This is a genomic window from Paenibacillus oenotherae, assembly GCF_019443105.1.
In the GTDB taxonomy this organism is placed as follows: Bacteria; Bacillota; Bacilli; order Paenibacillales; family Paenibacillaceae; genus Paenibacillus_Z; species Paenibacillus_Z oenotherae.
Genome location: NZ_JAHZIJ010000001.1, coordinates 672759 through 689174, shown reverse-complemented (window position 1 = coordinate 689174; position 16416 = coordinate 672759). Strand labels below are relative to the sequence as shown.

The 16416-nt window shown below is 53.1% G+C and carries 17 protein-coding genes and 1 other annotated feature; of the genes, 15 read left to right on the top strand and 2 right to left on the bottom strand.

The window, feature by feature from the left end; translation table 11 throughout:
* The first annotated feature begins 42 nt into the window (after positions 1-42).
* The 8 genes from K0T92_RS03285 to leuS all read left to right on the top strand — a co-directional run bounded on the left by K0T92_RS03285 (position 43) and on the right by leuS (position 7529).
* A complete protein-coding gene (locus K0T92_RS03285) occupies positions 43-933 on the top strand; it encodes a shikimate dehydrogenase (RefSeq protein ID WP_343223622.1) in 891 nt (296 codons plus the stop codon).
* A 31-nt stretch (positions 934-964) separates the two neighbouring features.
* On the top strand, positions 965-1267 hold the full coding sequence (gene yhbY / locus K0T92_RS03280) for a ribosome assembly RNA-binding protein YhbY (protein ID WP_219870968.1): 303 nt from the start codon (positions 965-967) through the stop codon (positions 1265-1267).
* A 48-nt stretch (positions 1268-1315) separates the two neighbouring features.
* A complete protein-coding gene (locus K0T92_RS03275; RefSeq protein ID WP_219871190.1) occupies positions 1316-1909 on the top strand; it encodes a nicotinate-nucleotide adenylyltransferase in 594 nt (197 codons plus the stop codon).
* Positions 1893-2471, top strand: coding sequence for a bis(5'-nucleosyl)-tetraphosphatase (symmetrical) YqeK (gene yqeK / locus K0T92_RS03270; protein WP_425517610.1), 579 nt, complete (start codon positions 1893-1895; stop codon positions 2469-2471). The genes K0T92_RS03275 and yqeK overlap by 17 nt, the downstream gene beginning before the upstream one ends.
* Positions 2468-2815, top strand: coding sequence for a ribosome silencing factor (gene rsfS, locus K0T92_RS03265; RefSeq protein ID WP_219870966.1), 348 nt, complete (start codon positions 2468-2470; stop codon positions 2813-2815). Before yqeK ends, rsfS begins: the two co-directional genes overlap by 4 nt.
* Positions 2812-3744 carry a CvfB family protein gene (locus K0T92_RS03260; RefSeq protein ID WP_219870965.1) on the top strand — a complete coding sequence of 311 codons (933 nt, stop codon included), beginning with the start codon at positions 2812-2814 and terminating at the stop codon, positions 3742-3744. Before rsfS ends, K0T92_RS03260 begins: the two co-directional genes overlap by 4 nt.
* Before the next feature lie 126 nt (positions 3745-3870).
* Positions 3871-4644: a class I SAM-dependent DNA methyltransferase gene (locus K0T92_RS03255; RefSeq protein ID WP_219870964.1), complete on the top strand. Its 774-nt coding sequence runs from the start codon at positions 3871-3873 to the stop codon at positions 4642-4644.
* An 87-nt stretch (positions 4645-4731) separates the two neighbouring features.
* Positions 4732-4989, top strand: a binding site (T-box leader).
* 98 nt (positions 4990-5087) lie between these two features.
* Positions 5088-7529, top strand: a complete 2442-nt coding sequence (gene leuS, locus K0T92_RS03250) for a leucine--tRNA ligase (RefSeq protein WP_219870963.1) — start codon at positions 5088-5090, stop codon at positions 7527-7529.
* Positions 7530-7574: 45 nt separating this feature from the next.
* Here leuS and comER read toward each other — a convergent pair whose 3' ends face one another.
* On the bottom strand, positions 7575-8414 hold the full coding sequence (comER, locus tag K0T92_RS03245) for a late competence protein ComER (protein ID WP_219870962.1): 840 nt from the start codon (positions 8412-8414) through the stop codon (positions 7575-7577).
* Positions 8415-8626: 212 nt separating this feature from the next.
* Here comER and K0T92_RS03240 point away from each other — a divergent pair, with 212 nt between their 5' ends.
* The 5 genes from K0T92_RS03240 to K0T92_RS03220 all read left to right on the top strand — a co-directional run bounded on the left by K0T92_RS03240 (position 8627) and on the right by K0T92_RS03220 (position 14451).
* Positions 8627-9133, top strand: coding sequence for a ComEA family DNA-binding protein (locus K0T92_RS03240; protein WP_219870961.1), 507 nt, complete (start codon positions 8627-8629; stop codon positions 9131-9133).
* A 69-nt stretch (positions 9134-9202) separates the two neighbouring features.
* Positions 9203-10495 carry a homocysteine synthase gene (locus K0T92_RS03235; protein ID WP_219870960.1) on the top strand — a complete coding sequence of 431 codons (1293 nt, stop codon included), beginning with the start codon at positions 9203-9205 and terminating at the stop codon, positions 10493-10495.
* A gap of 33 nt (positions 10496-10528) precedes the next feature.
* Positions 10529-11059, top strand: a complete 531-nt coding sequence (locus tag K0T92_RS03230) for a deoxycytidylate deaminase (RefSeq protein ID WP_219870959.1) — start codon at positions 10529-10531, stop codon at positions 11057-11059.
* 158 nt (positions 11060-11217) lie between these two features.
* On the top strand, positions 11218-14022 hold the full coding sequence (locus K0T92_RS03225) for a ComEC/Rec2 family competence protein (protein WP_219870958.1): 2805 nt from the start codon (positions 11218-11220) through the stop codon (positions 14020-14022).
* Positions 14023-14238: 216 nt separating this feature from the next.
* The gene (locus K0T92_RS03220) at positions 14239-14451 is read left to right on the top strand and encodes a hypothetical protein (RefSeq protein WP_219871189.1); all 213 of its coding nucleotides are present in this window, start codon (positions 14239-14241) and stop codon (positions 14449-14451) included.
* A gap of 130 nt (positions 14452-14581) precedes the next feature.
* Here K0T92_RS03220 and K0T92_RS03210 read toward each other — a convergent pair whose 3' ends face one another.
* Positions 14582-14917, bottom strand: coding sequence for a hypothetical protein (locus K0T92_RS03210; RefSeq protein ID WP_219870957.1), 336 nt, complete (start codon positions 14915-14917; stop codon positions 14582-14584).
* A gap of 272 nt (positions 14918-15189) precedes the next feature.
* On the opposite strand from K0T92_RS03210, the gene K0T92_RS03205 reads away from it, so the two are divergent.
* Together K0T92_RS03205 and K0T92_RS03200 are read left to right on the top strand one after the other, a co-directional pair.
* On the top strand, positions 15190-16143 hold the full coding sequence (locus K0T92_RS03205; protein ID WP_219870956.1) for a D-2-hydroxyacid dehydrogenase: 954 nt from the start codon (positions 15190-15192) through the stop codon (positions 16141-16143).
* A gap of 43 nt (positions 16144-16186) precedes the next feature.
* Positions 16187-16405, top strand: a complete 219-nt coding sequence (locus K0T92_RS03200; RefSeq protein WP_219870955.1) for a hypothetical protein — start codon at positions 16187-16189, stop codon at positions 16403-16405.
* Positions 16406-16416 lie beyond the last annotated feature (11 nt).

The window sequence follows — 16416 nt, the reverse complement described above, 5'->3', positions numbered from 1 at the left end:
CAACGTACTGGTAATCAGGAGAGTGAATGGGCAGTGAGCGGAATTGACAATTCAACGGCTGGGCTTTCCCTTATTGGCAATAAAGTAGACAGCGGAACTCTGCTTTACAGCGTCATAGGCGATCCGATCCGCCAGTCCAAATCGCCTGCAATGATGAATCGCGCCTTCAGGGAGAGCGGCATTAACGGCATTTATACGGCTTTTCATATTAAAAGCGAACGCTTGGCGGATTTTGTTGCTGGCGTGCGTGCCATGGGCATCCGCGGCGTCAATGTAACGATCCCTCATAAGCTGGATATTATACCGCTGCTGGATGAGATTGACGAGAGCGCCCAAGCAATCGGAGCAGTGAATACAATTGTCAATGAGGATGGCAATCTGATCGGATACAATACCGATGGCCTTGGTTATGTCCGTTCCCTCAGGGAGGAAGCGGAGCCGGAGCTTGGCGGCAAGCGGGTTCTGATTATTGGCGCTGGCGGCGCGACAAGAGGAATTATTTATGCCTTGGCGAAGGAAGGTGTCGGGAGCATTGTCATCTCGAACCGGACAGTCGAGCGGGCGCAGGTGCTCGTCGACGCTTTTCGCTTGCAGACGGATATCCGTGTTGTGGGCAGCGAGAAGCTGAAGGATGCATGCAAGGAAGCCGACATCATTATTAATACAACCTCCTTGGGCATGTATCCGCATGTTGAAGGGACGCCGATCGACACCTCCTGGCTGCGGCCGGAGAGTATCGCAAGTGATCTTATTTATAACCCGTTGACCACACGTTTCCTGGAGGAAGCGAAGAGCCGCGGCTGCCGTATTCACGGGGGACTCGGCATGTTTGTCTACCAGGGGGCCTATGCCTTTGAATATTGGACAGGCGTTCCGGCTCCGGTGCAAGCGATGCGCGCAGCCGTGCTGGAAGCGCTGGGATACGAACATTAACGTTAATCTAACGAGAGAAGGAACAGGAATTATGCTGACAGGCAAACAGAAAAGACATTTGCGCGCATTGGCGCATCATTTGACACCGATATTCCAGGTTGGCAAAGGCGGAACCAACGACCACATCGTCCGCCATGTCGTGGAAGCGATAGAGACAAGGGAGCTCATAAAGGTATCCGTGCTGAACAATTGCCTCGACGACCCCAGGGAAATTGGACAATGGATCGCCGAAGAAGCAGGAGCGGAGCTTGTGCAGGTAATCGGCAAGACCATTGTGCTGTACAAGGAGTCCAAGGATCACAAAACGATAGAGCTGCCAAAAGGAAAAAACTGATTCTGAATTCAAACATAAACGCTGTTCTACATGAGGAGTGATCATATGATTAAAGTTGGCATAATGGGGGGAACGTTCGACCCGATTCATTACGGTCATCTGCTTGCAGCGGAGAGGGCAAGAGAGGCGTGCGGGCTTGATGAAGTATGGTTCATTCCTTCTTTTCAACCGCCGCTGAAGGATAATGAACCGAATGCAGATACCAATGCCCGCCTTGAGATGGTCTATCGCGCGATTGACTTCCAGCCGCACTTTCGTGCGATGGATATCGAGCTGGAGCGGGGCGGAACAAGCTATTCCATTGATACGGTGAAGTCGCTTCAGGAGAACTATCCGGGGCGTACGTTCAGCTATATCATTGGCTCCGACCGCGTCAACGATCTGCCGCAATGGCACCGCATCGAAGAATTGGCGCGAATCGTTGCCTTCATTGGTGTCGAGCGTCCGGGGGAGTCCATAGATGTCTCCTCGCTGCCAGTGTATATTCAGGATCGGTTGACGATCATTGGAATGCCTCTTATTGACATTTCCTCAACGGAGATCAGGCAGCGGCAGGCGGATAAGCGCTCGATCCGTTTCATGGTACCGGAGAAGGTCTACTCTTTTATAAAAAGGAATGCGCTCTATGAAAAGCCGGAATGAAATGATTGAAGCGGTACGCGCTGAAATGCCGGAGCGCCGCTGGACGCATACGGTAGGTGTAATGGAGACGGCAGTCGTGCTGGCCGAACGGTTCGGGGCTGATCCTGTCAAGGCGGAGCGGGCGGCGATTCTGCATGATGTGGCGAAGTATTGGCCGACATCCAGAATGGAGACGATCATCCGTGAGGAAGGTCTGCCCGCCGATCTGCTGCAGTATGATAAAGAGCTGTGGCATGCACCGGTTGGCGCTTTTGTAGCAGAGCGTGATTATGGTGTTACGGACCCGGAAGTTCTGGATGCAATCCGGTATCATACCTCTGGGCGGGAGGGCATGACGCTGATGGACAAGATCGTCTGCCTTGCTGATTACATGGAGCCGGGACGAGATTTTCCAGCGGTGAATAAAATTCGGGAAATAGCTGAGTATAGTGTGGAGAACGCTCTTATCGCCGGATTTGATTCGACGATAGCGTATTTGCTGGAGCAGGGCCGGAGAGTCTATCCATTGACGGTGATGGCTCGCAATGATTTGATCTTATTCGTAAGGGAGTCTGGGCGATGACAGTAGAGGCGAATGAATTAATGCAGCTCGTAGTAGCTGCGGCAGAGGAAAAGAAAGCCCATGGAATAGTAGCGCTTAATTTGCAGGGAATATCGCTTGTTACCGATTATTTTGTTATCTGTCACGGTAATTCAGATACACAGGTGCAGGCGATTACGACTGAAATCCGCAAGCAGGCGGAAATGAGCGGGGCGCGCATCAAAGGGATTGAAGGTATGGATTCGGGCAGATGGGTGCTGATTGATATCGGCGATGTCGTGGTCCATGTATTCCACCGCGATGAGCGGGAGTATTACAATATTGAGCGGCTGTGGTCTGATGCGAAAGTTGTGGAGTTCGCATGAGTCTCGTTGCTGGAACATACGTCAATGTGAGGGTGGCACGCGAAGTGTCGCCCTATGGTTATTTCTTGAATGACGGCGAATCGGATGTGCTGCTCCATTATACGGAAATCGTAGGCGAGCGCCCGCAGCCAGGGGACGATATCGAGGTTTTCCTGTTCTACGACACAGAGGATCGCATCGCGGCAACGATGAAGAAGCCGCTGATCACTCTGGGAGAGGTCGCGCGTCTTGTAGTTGCTGACGTTCATCCGCGCATCGGCGCGTTTCTTGAGATGGGACTTGGCCGTCAGCTGCTGCTGCCTATGTCGGAGCAGCCGGAGATGAAGGAGCTGCGGCCGATACCGGGTGATGAGGTGTTCGTCAAGCTTGCTCATGATAAGATCGGACGCCTTGTGGCGAAGATCGCATTCGAGGAAGATCTCGCGGAGCTTGCGTTCAGGGCTCCGGAATCATGGCGAAATACGTGGGTAGAGGGCTGGGTGACGAAGCCGCTTAAAATGGGCTCGTTCGTCCTGATTGATGGCGGTGTAGTCGGCTTTGGCGTGATGGGACTGATCCCTGCCGATGACCGTACCCGCCAGCTTCGCCTAGGCGAACGGGTGAGCGCCCGTGTAACCTATGTGCGGGAGGACGGCAGAGTGAATTTGTCGATGACGCTGCGCAAGGAGGTTGGCCGGCTGGAAGATTCCGAGAAGCTGCTCGCCTTCCTGCGGGAGCGTCCGGGCGGAGCTATGCCATACTCTGATGAGACTTCAGCGGATATTATCAAGCAGAGATTCGGCATCAGCAAATCCGCGTTCAAGCGCGCGATCGGCAAGCTGATGCGCGAAGGCCTGGTTACGCAGCAGGGCAGTTGGACCAAGCTGGTGGAGGGCGAAGCTGCCGCCTCCGATTCAGCTTCCACTTCCAATTCCGAAGCTGGCGAGTAGAGAGTGACAGTTAGCACGATGAAACCCGCTTACAGCACAGACCAATTGAGTTTTGAGGCTGAGAGTGTTGAGAAGCCGTAGCTAATGCAAGTATGGCAGGCACAGAAAAAATAAGGATGCGATAAGATGCGGGCATACCGGCAATTTGCTTCTGTTTATGATCGGCTGATGGAAGATATGCCGTACTCCGAGTGGATGCGATTCGCGCGCGAGTGCTGGGAGCGGTACGGCATTCCTCAGACGATAGTAGATTTGGGCTGTGGGACAGGCAGCATTTCAATTCCATTGGCACGCTCAGGCTTCCACGTATTCGCTATTGATTTGTCAGCTGATATGCTGACAATCGCGCGCAGCAAATGGGATGACGCACCGCAGCAGGCGATCCGCTCAAGCAAAGGCTCCATTCGTTGGCTGCAGCAGGACATGAGCGCTTGGGAGCTGCCGGAAGAGGTTGATACGGTCATTTCCTTTTGTGATTGTGTGAACTACTTGACTGAAGAGGGCGATGTGGAGGCAGCGTTCAAGGCCACCTGCAATGGCTTGAAGCCCGGAGGTGTCTTTCTCTTTGATGTCCATGCCCCCGGCCAGCTGGAGCGATATGCGGAAGAACAGCCTTTCGTGCTGGACGAGCGCGACATCGCGTATATTTGGACGAGCGATCTCGACCGTGAACGTTGCGAAATCGAGCATCGCCTTACGATCTTTGCCCGTCAAGGCGAGGAGCGGGATGCGCGCTTCAGCCGGATCGAGGAGGTTCATGTGCAGCGGGCTTATGACCCTGCATGGATTCGCGGAGCGCTTGCCCGCGCTGGCTTCAGCAGAATCGAGTCGTTCGCGGATTTCAAGCTGGAGGAACCAGGAGCTGACTCCGAGCGGTTGTTTTTTGCAGCGATTAAGTAACATGGTGAACATGTCGAATCAGGCCGCTTGACACAGTTGAGCTGCTTATTTATAATCGAACTAACTATTTTTATAAGATGTCATCATCATTAGGCGTCGATAAGGAGCAGTAGTTTCCGCAGCGCTAGGAATCAGAGAGCCGGAGAAGTGGTGCAAGCCGGACCAGCGTGGAAGCGAACTCGCCTTGGAGCCGCGTGCCAACCCGAAGCAGAACAGTGTTCATGTCCGTTCACTTCGTAGGAAGCGCGCCGTCTCGCCCGCGTTAAGGGAATGGAGTGAGCAAGGGTAAAGCATACCCCTGCTAACTAGGGTGGTACCACGGGAATTAATCCTCTCGTCCCTAGCGTTTGCGCTAGGGATGGGAGGTTTTTTTATGGACAGAGCGCAGTGGGGCTCCGGATAGGATCCCCCTCGTGCGAGATGAATAGGGAGGCAAAGAAAGCATGGCACAGGATCGACAAGAGCAGCAAGGCTACAATCCGTTAGTCATTGAACCGAAATGGCAGGCCTTTTGGGATGAGAACAAAACCTTCAAGACGACTGAGGAGCCGGGCAAACCGAAATTTTATGCGCTCGATATGTTCCCGTATCCTTCTGGAGCAGGTCTTCACGTAGGACATCCTGAGGGCTACACGGCAACCGATATCGTATCCCGCTACAAGCGGATGCGCGGTTATAATGTCCTTCACCCGATGGGCTGGGACGCATTCGGTCTGCCGGCGGAGCAGCATGCCATCAATACGGGCGAGCATCCGCGCGGGTTTACCGTCATGAACATTAACAATTTCCGCCGTCAGATTAAGTCGCTTGGCTTCTCTTACGACTGGGATCGTGAATTCAGCACAACTGACCCCGATTACTATAAATGGACGCAGTGGATTTTCATTCAGCTCTTCAATAAAGGGCTTGCCTATGTGGATGAAATTCCGGTTAACTGGTGTCCTGCGCTTGGAACAGTCCTTGCGAATGAAGAGGTTATCAATGGTTTGAGCGAGCGCGGCAACCATCCTGTTGTCCGCAAGCCAATGCGTCAATGGGTGCTCAAAATTACGGAGTATGCGGATCGCCTGCTGGAGGATCTTGAAGAGCTGGACTGGTCTGAGAGCATCAAGGATATGCAGCGCAACTGGATCGGCAAGTCGAAGGGCGCGGAAGTTACGTTCCCGATCGATGGACATGATCAATCATTGGTTGTATTCACGACGCGGCCGGATACTTTGTTCGGCGCAACCTATTGCGTACTGGCGCCGGAGCATGAGCTTGTTGCCCGGATTACAACGGCAGAGCAGAAAGCGGCGGTAGAGGGCTATCAAGCGATGGCGGCGCACAAGTCGGACCTGGAACGTACAGATTTGAACAAAGACAAGTCCGGCGTATTTACCGGTGCTTATGCAATCAATCCGGTCAGCGGTGTCAAGGTTCCGATCTGGATTGCTGATTACGTGCTTGCTGGCTACGGAACTGGCGCAATTATGGCGGTGCCGGGCCATGATGAGCGGGATTGGGAGTTTGCGAAGCAGTTTGGCCTGAACATTGTTGAAGTGGTGCAGGGCGGCGATGTTTCCAAGGAAGCGTACGCCGGAGACGGACCGCATGTAAACTCTGACTTCTTGAACGGCCTGAATAATGCGGATGCGATAGCCGCAATGATTGAGCGCTTGGAGAAGGATGGCACGGGCAAAGGCAAAATAACGTACCGTCTGCGCGACTGGCTGTTCAGCCGTCAGCGTTATTGGGGCGAGCCGATTCCGATTCTGCATCTGGAGGATGGCACGATGAAGCCGGTGCCGGATGATCAGCTGCCGCTGCTGCTGCCGGATGTTGACCAAATCAAGCCATCGGGTACGGGTGAATCCCCGCTTGCGAATGTGGCGGATTGGGTGAATACGGTTGATCCGGAGACCGGGAAGCCTGCGCGCCGGGAGACGAATACGATGCCGCAATGGGCTGGCAGCTGCTGGTATTACTTGCGGTTTATCGATCCGCATAATGACAAGGAGATTTGCTCCAGGGAGAAGCAGGCGGAGTGGCTGCCGGTCGATCTGTATATCGGCGGTGCCGAGCATGCGGTGCTTCACTTGCTGTACGCCAGATTCTGGCATAAAGTGCTCTATGATCTGGGCGTCGTCGCGACGAAGGAGCCATTCCATAAGCTGGTCAACCAAGGGATGATCCTTGGAACCAACAATGAGAAAATGAGTAAGTCACGCGGCAATGTTATTAATCCGGACGATATTGTCAATGAGTACGGCGCAGACACGCTGCGTATGTATGAGATGTTTATGGGGCCGCTGGAAGCGACCAAGCCATGGAATACGAACGGTGTGGAAGGGATGCATCGTTTCCTCAGCCGCGTATGGAGACTCTTCGTTGGGGACAACGGCGAGCTGAATGAGAAGATCAGCAGCAAAGAGGCGTCGGAAGCGTTCAAACGGACATGGCACCGGACGATCAAGAAGATTACGGAAGATTATGAGAACCTGCGGTTCAACACAGCGATCAGCCAGCTGATGATCTTCGTCAATGAGGCTTACAAGGCGGAGTCGCTGCCAAGAGAGGCAATGGAGCATTTTGTCCAGATGCTCTCGCCGCTTTCCCCGCATATTGCGGAGGAGCTGTGGTTGAAGCTTGGACATAACGAGTCTGTAACCTATGCGCAGTGGCCTTCATATGATGAAGCTCTTACAGTTGATCAAGAGGTTGAGATCGTTGTGCAGGTCAATGGCAAGATTCTCGACCGCATTCTGATTGCTGCTGATACGGAGCAAGCAGAGATGGAGGAGCTCGCGAAAAATTCGGAGCAGGTGGCTCAAGCGATCGCTGGCAAGACCATTCGCAAAGTGATTGCTGTCAAAGGCAAGCTGGTTAACATCGTTGCAAATTAGAGAATAGAAAAAAGAGGTGGATGGCCTCCAAGCGCAAAGCATGCGCTAGGAGCCGTTCACCTCTTTGCCGTATAAGGAGACGGCAACATGCTCCAGATCTTCGTGGTATTTCGCATGCGTAGTGCGGATGACCGCATTAAATACGCCGTCCAGCTCGCGATTGAGCAGCGCGAGGGCTTGAGCGGTTATACCGCCTGGAACGGCTACGCGCGATTGAAGCTGCTCCGGCGTCATGCCGCCTTCTGTCAGCAGCTGGCCTGTGCCGCTTAGCATGGCGCTTGCTACGACGAGCGCTTCTTCGCGGGGAATGCCGGTTTCTTCGACGGCGGCATCAATAAACTTTTGCAGCAGGAAGGCCATAAAGGCGGGACCGCAGCTGGACAAGTCGGAGACGATGCGGGTGTGCTGCTCTTCAATGGCCAGCGGTGTGCTGATATGCGACAGCAGACTGTTAAGGATATATTTGTCCTCATCTGTCATCCGTTTGCCGAACATGGTCAGCGTTGCCCCGCGTAATACATAATTTGTAATACTTGGAATTACCTTTGCTACCTTGCAAGGGAGCCAATCTTCGAGCTGTGAGAGCATAACGGGACTGGTGATGGAAACGACAATTTGATGCGGCTGTATCGTACCGCGCAGCTCCTCAATGACTCTCTTATATTCAAGCGGCTTGACACAGAGAAAGACGATGTCGCTTCCGAATGCGGCATCGCGGTTGCTGGGGGCGACGCACAGGCCGGGATGCCGCTCGGCAATAATTTCAGCTTTGACGATCGTTCGGTTGCTGGCTGTAATTTGAGACGGCTGAAGCGCGCCTGAGTCGATGAACGAATCAATCAGCAAGCTACCCATACTACCGATCCCGATAAACCCGACATTCATCTTGACCCCTCCTGAAGCACTTTACTAGCGTAAAGCGCAGAGTATCCTGTGCAATGGCTTAGCATCTGCTGCCTTAGGCTGCTGCCGGCATTAGCAAAGCTCCGAGCCCTTTTGCCATCATTGCTCTTACTACCGTATGCAACGTTGCTCGGCCAAGATGACGGGAAATTGTGCCTGAATGAAAATTTGATGAAGAACGGAGTGGTTCATGGATGAAACCAATCAGCATGAGGGTCATGCGTCGCGAGAAGGCGGCAGCTGCAGCCTTGCTGCTTCTGGGGCTGATTCTGCTTGCAGCTGCATTGTGGCAGCCCAAGGAAATAGAGCCGGAGGGATGGATCGAGATCAGTAAGCAAGTAGAACAAACGATAGTGCCTTTGGAACAGGAGAGAGCAAAGAAGGAGCTTGAGCAAGCGCAGAAGCAGGAGAGCGGGCAAGCGCAGAAGCAGGAGAGCGGGCAAGCGAAAGGGCAGGAGCAGCGGCAAGCACAGGGCTCGGAACAGGAAGGGGCGGGGAATTCCGGGTTAATAGATATTAACCGGGCTAGCGCAGAGGAACTGGACGCACTGCCGGGGATAGGAGCGGCTAAAGCAGCAGCGATTGTAAAGGAACGGGAGAAGAATGGCAGGTTCCGTACAGTGGAGGATTTGCTCAGAGTGAAGGGGATAGGACCGAAAATGCTTGAAAAAATAAAGTCATCCATTGTCGTAAAGCCTTGATTATGCGACAATGAAAATAATAAAGGCAAATATTGTCTTTATCCAATTCTGGCGAGGAGGAATTACTGCATGTCTGAAGAAAGAGAGCTTTCACTCGAAACGCTATCCGTCCACGGAGGCCAGGATATTGATCCGACAACAATGTCTCGTGCGGTTCCGATTTATCAAACGACTTCTTATGGATTCCGCGATACCGAGCACGCGGCGAACTTATTTGAACTTAAAGAATTCGGTAATATTTATACCCGTATTATGAATCCTACAAGCGATGTTCTTGAGAAGCGGATTGCCGCACTCGAAGGCGCGCCTGCAGCATTGATGGTCGCTTCCGGGCAAGCGGCGATCACCTATTCCATATTGAACATTGCCGGAGCGGGTGATGAGATCGTCTCGGCAGCCAGCGTGTACGGCGGGACGTACAATCTTTTCTCCGCAACGTTTGCCAAACTCGGCATTACTGTCAAGTTTGTTGATCCCTCAGATCCTGCGAACTTTGAGGCAGCGATCACAGATAAGACCAAAGCTGTTTATGCTGAAACCATTGGCAATCCGCGCGGGGATGTTGTCGATCTTGAAGCGGTTGCGGCAATTGCCCACAAGCACGGCATTCCATTCATAGTGGATAATACGTTCCCAAGCCCTTATCTGTGCCGTCCGATCGAGCATGGCGCTGATATTGTCGTTCATTCCGCGACCAAATTTATTGGCGGCCACGGTACGTCTATTGGCGGTGTCATTGTAGACAGCGGCAAGTTCGATTGGAAGGCAAGCGGCAAGTTCCCTGGCTTGACAGAGCCGGATCCAACCTATCATGGCCTTGTTTATTCCGAAGCCATCGGGGCTATTGCTTATATTGTTAAAATGCGCATACAGCTTCTTCGCGACATGGGAGCCGCTATATCGCCATTCAATTCATTCCTGCTGCTGCAGGGGCTTGAGACTTTGCATCTGCGCATGGAACGCCACAGCTCCAATGCACTTGCTGTCGCGCAGTTCCTGGAGAGCCATGATGCGGTAGAATGGGTCAACTACGCTGGACTTCCGAGCCATACCTCCTATGCGCTTGGACAAAAATATTTGCCTAAAGGTCAAGGAGCTATTATCACATTCGGCATTAAGGGCGGCATAGAAGAAGGCAAAAAGGTTATTGATGCCGTCAAGCTATTCTCGCATCTCGCGAATGTCGGAGATTCGAAGTCGCTTATTATCCATCCGGCAAGCACGACGCATAAGCAGTTGGGTGAAGCGGAGCAGGCGGCAGCCGGCGTAACGCCGGGCATGATTCGCCTGTCGATTGGAACAGAAGGCATTGATGATATTTTGCATGATTTATCACAAGCGCTGGACGCAAGCCAGAACTAGCAAGGCAAGGACGAAAGGAAGATTGAAGGAACGATGGTAACGATATTACAAGATAATGAGCGTAAGGATTGGGACACTTACTTCATGGATATTGCCTACATGGTGTCGACGCGCTCCCGCTGCCCAAGGCGGCATGTGGGCTCTGTGCTTGTCCAAGGCAAGAAGCTGCTCGGAACCGCATATAACGGCGCTCCGATGGGGGTAGCGGATTGCTCGGAGGCTGGCTGCATGGTTGTTGAAGAGCTTGAGGTTAATATCGTTGGCGATGAGGAGCAGATGATCAAGAAGCAGCGCTGTATCCGGACGATACATGCGGAGCAGAATTTGCTGCTTTTCACAGATCGGACTGACCGCGAAGGATCAACCGTCTATGTAACCGATCAGCCCTGCTGGACATGCGCCAATATGCTGGCCAACAGCGGAGTCAAGGAAATCGTCTATCATCGCGGTTACCCCAAGGATAGCGAGAAGGTTATCTCTCTCATGAAGCAGAGAGGCATCCTGTTTCGCTGTTTAACCAATTATGAGCCGCCTGCTCAGGCAGGAATGAGCGTTATCTCCTAGAGATTTCCGTATATATGTGGAACGAGAGAAAGAACAGCAATAGCTTCAGTCATTAAACAGCATCACGTGAGGAAGAACCTCCGTCTGCGCCATTGTATTTGGCGCTGCGGAGGTTTTTTGCCGTTGCCGATTCGTTGTTGAAGGGGGTAGTGAGTAAGTTGAGAAGACCGCTCGTTATTTTTACGGTCTGTTGGGTGCTTGGCAGCGCAGCTGCTGCCGGGCTGGCGGGCAGCGGCATTTTGTTGGCAGGCGGCGCGCTTGCTGCCGCCATGCTTGCAATGGCTGCGCTGCGGCGGGCATCGTGGCCGCTTGCCGCAGCATGCATTGCCGCTTTCGGCGTCGCCGCGGGGGAGCGCATGTGGGCGGATGCCCACAATGCCACTGCGCTCCCGGAGCTGCTCGCCGCTGCGGCAGCTGCCCCCGAGGCGTCCACCGGGTATGCGGTGGACGCCTCGGGGGTCATTGCGTCCGCGGTCGAGATCGACGGCGACCGCGTGCAGTTCAAGGTGACGGCGCACAGCGTCACCGTCAAGGGCGAGCGTTCGCCGCGAAGTCTCGGCGGCGAACGCATCATTGTGCAGGTCCGGCTCGCAGCGCAGCCGGACCTGGCAGTCGCCGCGGCATGGCAGCGCGGCGACCGGGTTCGCATGGCCGGGGCGCTGGAGCTCCCGGCCCAAGCGACGAACTTCGGCGGCTTCGATTACCGCCGCCACCTGCGCAGCCAGCGGATCCACTGGCTGCTCAAGGTCAAGGGCGCGGCCGCCGTAGAGGCAAGCGCCGGTCCGCGCTGGAGCATGGAATCGCTGCTGGGCCGCATCGATTCCATCCGCGCCTCGCTGGGCTCGCGGCTGGACAAGCTGTACCCGGCCGGGCAATCCGGGTACATGAGGGGGCTCGTCCTCGGCATGAGCGATGACCTCGACCCGGAGCGCTACCGCCAATTCTCGCAGCTGGGGCTTACGCATATACTGGCGGTCTCGGGACTGCATGTCGCCGTCTTCCTCTATGTGCTGGGCGGCGCGCTGCGGCTCGTCAGCATGACGCGCGAGCGCATGCTGCTGGTCATGCTGGCGGCAGTGCCGCTGTATGTCCTGCTTGCTGGCGGCTCGCCGTCCATAATTCGTGCAGGCATGATGGCGATGCTCGGCCTCGCCGCCGCACGGATGAACAAGCTCAAGGACGGCCTGCATCTGCTGGCGGCCGCTGCGCTAATTATGCTTGCATGGGATCCTTATATGCTCGGCAATGTCAGCTTCCAGCTGTCATTTATCGTTACGGCGGGGCTCATCATCGGTGTGCCGCCAGTTCGCAGCTGGCTGCCGCAGTCGCGGCGGTGGAAGCCGCTGTTTGATTTGATCGCAGTAACGGTGGTGGCGCAAGCTGTCTCATTCCCATTGACCATCACCTATTTCAACGGGTTTAATCCATTATCGCTGCCGGCCAATTTCATTCTTGTGCCGTTCATCAGCTTTATTGTCATGCCGCTGGGCGGCGCATCGCTTATACTGGCTGGCATCTGGTTCCCGGCAGCGGGACTGCTTGCGCGGGTGACCTCTGCCTTCAATGAGCTGACTTTCGGACTAGTAACGAAGCTCAGTGAATTCCAGTCCATGCAGTTCATATGGGCGACACCTCCGGCGTGGTGGCCGGTCTATATGTATGCCATGCTGGCAATTCTCTTTGGAAGAGGCCGCAGCGGAGAAATGAAAGATGCAGCGGCACATGATGCCTGGGACTATGGATGTCCCGAAGCCAGCCGTTCACTGTTTGCAGCCGAGCAGCTGACAGAGCCGCTGGGGCAAGGAGTCCCTTCCAATACGCGATTCGCTCCTCACAGAGGGAGCTCTGCCAGGAGCGGATCTCACATGTGGAAACGATGGCTGCCCGCAATGATGACTGCTGCGCTCATTCTTCCGTTACTATGGGCATACGAGCCAGATTGGCAGAATACGAATGCCATCGTCAGTGTTATCGATGTCGGACAGGGGGATTCCATTCTGATCCGCTCGCCGTCTGGCAAGCATATCCTGATTGACGGCGGGGGGATGGTCATGTTCCGGAAGCCGGGAGAGGAATGGCGGGATCGCCGTGATCCGTTTGAGGTCGGCCGCCATGTTGTCGTGCCGCTGCTGCGCAAGCGGGGGGTTCATGTCCTTGATCTGGTTGTCATTTCCCATCTGGACAGTGACCATATCAAGGGGCTGCAAGCCGTTCTCAGAGACATTCCGGTGAAGCGTATACTATGGAACGGCACAATGAAGCCTTCGGACGACGCTGTAGTGCTGTTCCGTGCAGCAATCGATCGCGGTATTCCTGTATATGGAGCATTTGCAAGGCAGAGCTGGACAGTTGACAAGGACAGCAGAATTGAAATTGTAGGCTCATCGGAGCGAGCCGTTCTTTCTGCACCGCATGCAGATCCCGGCGCGCGGCGGGGCAGTAAGGGTTTCACTGCGGCTGATAGAGCTGAGAGGGATGCATCGCCTTACCGCCCGGCGGGAGAGCTGCTTGCCGAGGGGATGCCTGCGGGGCCATCGGCGCTTCCGCTTGTTCCGGAACAGAACGGACAGAGCATCGTGATGCTCCTCTATCTCTATAACCGGACCTTCCTGTTTACAGGAGATGCTGATGCGGCTCAAGAGAGAACGCTGATCGGGCGGCCGATATCCATAGTTGACAGAAAATCGGTTGATGTACTGAAGGTCGCGCATCACGGCAGCAAAACCTCGACCACAGGGCAATGGCTGGATTACTGGCAGCCAGCGGCCGCTGTTATTTCGGTTGGACGGAGCAATATGTATGGCCATCCCTATCCGGATGTGCTTCGCAGACTTCAGCAGGAGCAGGTTGAGATTCTGCGCACAGACCAGGGGGGAGAGGTTCAGTTTCGTATAAGTTCCAGTGGGATGCTGCATGCCAGAACCAAGATCAACCCGGATGGAGAGCTGCAACGGGAGAGATAAAGGGGCGAGCTCGCGAAAAGGCTGCCTCCCTTGAATGATCTCGGGAGCAGCCTCTATAAGGGGAGTTTAACGATAAATCTCATCAATTTACTAAGGATTAAATATTTAATAATAACACGGATTAATTCAAAAAATCAATAAAAAAGTATTGTAATTGTCCCGGGAATATAGTATCTTGAAAAAGGAAGAAAATAGAAGGAGGAAGGAGTGATAGAAATGGAGAAAATGTGCATGCAAATGATGATGAACATGTGTATGGAAGACATGATGTGCAAGATGAAATGTATGAAAATGATGATGGAAAACATGAAAGACATGAACATGATGGACATGAATGTTGACATGATGATGTCCAATATGCAACAATGTGATGAAATGATGACGATGATGATGTCCATGATGAGCGAAATGAAACAAGCTACAATGTAATGGCCAATGAATCCCTACAATTCATTGCCAACCATCAGCGTTTGATTAGGCGACCAGTCCTCTGATGCCTTTATCAATATACAGCGGCAGAACGGTCAACCGTATGCCAACATTTTTTATCCTCTTACCATTACCCGCAATAAGCCTTGATCTTCCTTGCCAAATCAATCCTCTGAAGCTTCAACTTCCAAATTAACTCCCTTATTGATGACTCTTCCTCCGAATTCGTGCTTTGTTTCATCTGTGAGAATAAATTCAGCATTCTATTGTTAATGGAATCGAACCGCTGCCACAATTGCTGTGTAATCGTATATCGAACTTCCTCGTTCACATATTTATTGAGCCCCTGCATCGTCTCAACAATTTGCTGCTGCCATTCCCGATCTCCGATTTGTCCGGCAAAATTGTAGAGATCCAAATGATCGTCAACCCAACGTCTAGAAATTTCTTTCGTATCTAAGATCATCGTATGATCGCCTCTCTCTATCTCTATTTACCAAGTATTATACTCGGAATTATCAGAATTGCAAGTACTGAAATGGTTTTTTTTGAAAAATCAGTTTATGCCTGCTTATCGGACAGGTTTGACAGTTTGAGCGGCGGGTGATACGATTCCATTACTATTTATGGCATATGTTTTAGAAGGCTGAACGGGACCCGGTGCGAAGAGATGCCTTGGTCTTTTTTTTTATGATGTCCCGCTTAATGAAATTTAATTGAATCAGGAGAGACGACGATATGGGGAAAATCGTAGTTGTACATAAGCTGGAAGAACGCCATCTATTGCGGATCAAGGAGACTGCGCCGGGATGGATGGTTGTCGATGGAAGTGATAAGTCTGTACTGCAGGAGCATCTGCATGATGCGGACGTTGTTTTTGGCTGGAACAGAATTGTTAGAGAGGCCATTGTGAACGGCTCGTCCACACTGCGCTGGCTGCAGTATTGGGGGGCCGGTGTCGATCGTTTGCCGCTGCAGAAGCTTCATCAGCTTGGTATTACGCTAACGAATGCCAGCGGCGTTCATCCGTATCCCATCTCCGAAACGATCTTTGCCATGCTGCTTGCTTTTACGCGCCATCTTCATTTGTCACTGCGCAATCAGTCGAAGCGGGTTTGGGAAGGAACGGGCACGCTTGGAGAGGCGCATGAACGTACAATCGGCATATTGGGCGTTGGTGCTGCCGGATTGGAGACGGCGAGGCTGGCCAAGGCATTCAAGATGCGAGTGCTTGGTGTCCGCAGATCAGGAGAGCCGGAGCCAGAGGTGGATGAGATGTATGGACTGGACGGTCTTCAAGAGGTGCTGCAAAAAAGTGATTATATTATTAACTGCTTGCCTCATACGCGGGAGACAGAGCATCTTATCGGGAGGGAGCAGTTTCAGGCGATGAAGCCGACTGCCTACTATATTAATATTGGAAGAGGCAAGACAACGGATACCGATGCGCTTCTGGAGGCGCTGCGCACCGGTGCCATCAGCGGCGCCGGGCTTGATGTGTTCGAGAATGAGCCGCTGCCGCCTGAGCATCCGCTCTGGTCGATGGACAACGTCTTGATTACGCCGCATATTGCAGGAGATACGACGGCCTACGAGGAACGGGTCGTCGATATATTTCTGGATAACCTTGGAAGCTACGTTCAAGGCAAGGGGCCGGTTCTTAATGTTGTCGATCCCCGCAGCGAATATTAAGTCAAGCAAGCGAAAATGATAGAGCAGCGAACCATGCGGCGTATTGACCCAAGGTTTGCTGCTCTATTTTGCTGCGGGCGTCCAGGCTTCGCTGGCGGGTCTGAGCAGCCGTTTTTTCCATCTGATAGGAGGCTATACGGTTCATTATTTTTCTGATATTCTTGAAGTTGGTGTATCTGTGCTTATTTTATTATTTCCTAAAAATTCATTAAAGAATTTGAATGATGGGGTGCAACATAATTACAGGGCATTTCGTCTGTAAGGTTGCAAGAG

Excerpts from the sequence above, each read along its gene's own strand:
- K0T92_RS03255 (WP_219870964.1), top strand. The coding sequence starts at position 3,871 with ATGCGGGCATACCGGCAATTTGCTTCTGTTTATGATCGGCTGATGGAA.
- leuS (WP_219870963.1), top strand. The coding sequence starts at position 5,088 with ATGGCACAGGATCGACAAGAGCAGCAAGGCTACAATCCGTTAGTCATT.
- yhbY (WP_219870968.1), top strand. The coding sequence starts at position 965 with ATGCTGACAGGCAAACAGAAAAGACATTTGCGCGCATTGGCGCATCAT.
- comER (WP_219870962.1), bottom strand. The coding sequence starts at position 8,414 with ATGAATGTCGGGTTTATCGGGATCGGTAGTATGGGTAGCTTGCTGATT.
- K0T92_RS03230 (WP_219870959.1), top strand. The coding sequence starts at position 10,529 with ATGGTAACGATATTACAAGATAATGAGCGTAAGGATTGGGACACTTAC.
- yqeK (WP_425517610.1), top strand. The coding sequence starts at position 1,893 with ATGAAAAGCCGGAATGAAATGATTGAAGCGGTACGCGCTGAAATGCCG.
- K0T92_RS03210 (WP_219870957.1), bottom strand. The coding sequence starts at position 14,917 with ATGATCTTAGATACGAAAGAAATTTCTAGACGTTGGGTTGACGATCAT.
- K0T92_RS03260 (WP_219870965.1), top strand. The coding sequence starts at position 2,812 with ATGAGTCTCGTTGCTGGAACATACGTCAATGTGAGGGTGGCACGCGAA.
- K0T92_RS03235 (WP_219870960.1), top strand. The coding sequence starts at position 9,203 with ATGTCTGAAGAAAGAGAGCTTTCACTCGAAACGCTATCCGTCCACGGA.
- K0T92_RS03240 (WP_219870961.1), top strand. The coding sequence starts at position 8,627 with ATGAAACCAATCAGCATGAGGGTCATGCGTCGCGAGAAGGCGGCAGCT.
- rsfS (WP_219870966.1), top strand. The coding sequence starts at position 2,468 with ATGACAGTAGAGGCGAATGAATTAATGCAGCTCGTAGTAGCTGCGGCA.
- K0T92_RS03205 (WP_219870956.1), top strand. The coding sequence starts at position 15,190 with ATGGGGAAAATCGTAGTTGTACATAAGCTGGAAGAACGCCATCTATTG.
- K0T92_RS03220 (WP_219871189.1), top strand. The coding sequence starts at position 14,239 with ATGGAGAAAATGTGCATGCAAATGATGATGAACATGTGTATGGAAGAC.